The following is an 857-nucleotide window of genomic DNA, read 5'->3' as shown; positions in this document are numbered from 1 at the left end:
TATGCAGTTTTGCAGGACTTGCGAATGGATTGCTTGGTATTCGGGGAACCTTGCTTTGGTATTCACCAAGTCTCGTTTTTGGGAGTAGACATCCGGCCTGTCTTTCAGCTCAGGCAAATGACAGATTAAGGGGCAGGCGTTTATATCACAGCGGTTTTGTTCCCACCAGTTAAGCCGCTCTGCCAACCGATAGTTGTACTGCTTGCGCAACAGCTCCAGCCATTGCTCCATCAGGACAACTTGACTGGGCGTAGGCCGCAGGCGGTACTGATAGGCAGTCCTCATCTTAAGCGTACTCAGAAAACGCTACACTGATTATAGCGCCAGCAGGGATTAGCGACCATGAAGCATGATTTTGTTTCCAGCGGCAGAGCTGTATCTGATTTGAAGGCACACTTGGTCTTAACCACCAAGTACCGTCGCAAGGTATTTACCAGCGAAATGCTGCAGCGATTACATGAAGTTATGTATGACCTTTGCCAAAAGTGGGGTTGCAAACTTATTGAGTTCAACGGCGAGGCAGACCATGTTCATCTGCTGTTCCAGTACTACCCGCAAGTGGATCTGTCCAAATTGGTAAACAACATCAAATCCGTCTCTAGTCGCAGGATGAGAAGCGAGTTTGCGGATTACATCAGCAAGATATACCGGAAAAATGTGCTGTGGAATGAATCTTATTTCATCGCTTCATGTGGTGGGGTAACAGTCTCGGCATTGAGCCAGTACATTGAAAGCCAAGGTACTCCCGCCTCTCATCCCGGCCCAAGCGCTCCGCGCCGCTAGCGCGTTCGCTTCAGCGGGCCGTAGGCCATACGTCCTACGGACAGAGGGCGGGGCTTCTCGGCGGTTTAGCTAAC

General features: G+C 50.5%; 2 protein-coding genes. One reads left to right on the top strand and one right to left on the bottom strand.

Annotated features, from left to right (window positions below):
- Positions 1–285 (bottom strand): helix-turn-helix domain-containing protein (locus NW815_RS04390; RefSeq protein WP_414389473.1); only part of this gene is annotated, 285 nt, incomplete at its 3' end.
- A gap of 57 nt (positions 286–342) precedes the next feature.
- On the opposite strand from NW815_RS04390, the gene tnpA reads away from it, so the two are divergent.
- Positions 343–783 carry an IS200/IS605-like element ISSoc10 family transposase gene (tnpA, locus tag NW815_RS04385; RefSeq protein WP_414389476.1) on the top strand — a complete coding sequence of 147 codons (441 nt, stop codon included), beginning with the start codon at positions 343–345 and terminating at the stop codon, positions 781–783.
- The last annotated feature ends 74 nt before the right edge of the window (positions 784–857 follow it).

This window comes from Synechococcus sp. R6-7, assembly GCF_047461695.1.
GTDB lineage: Bacteria > Cyanobacteriota > Cyanobacteriia > Thermostichales > Thermostichaceae > Thermostichus.
The sequence above is the reverse complement of the archived record's forward strand: the minus strand, read 5'-3'. Positions and strand labels throughout refer to the sequence as shown.

Excerpts from the sequence above, each read along its gene's own strand:
- tnpA (WP_414389476.1), top strand. The coding sequence starts at position 343 with ATGAAGCATGATTTTGTTTCCAGCGGCAGAGCTGTATCTGATTTGAAG.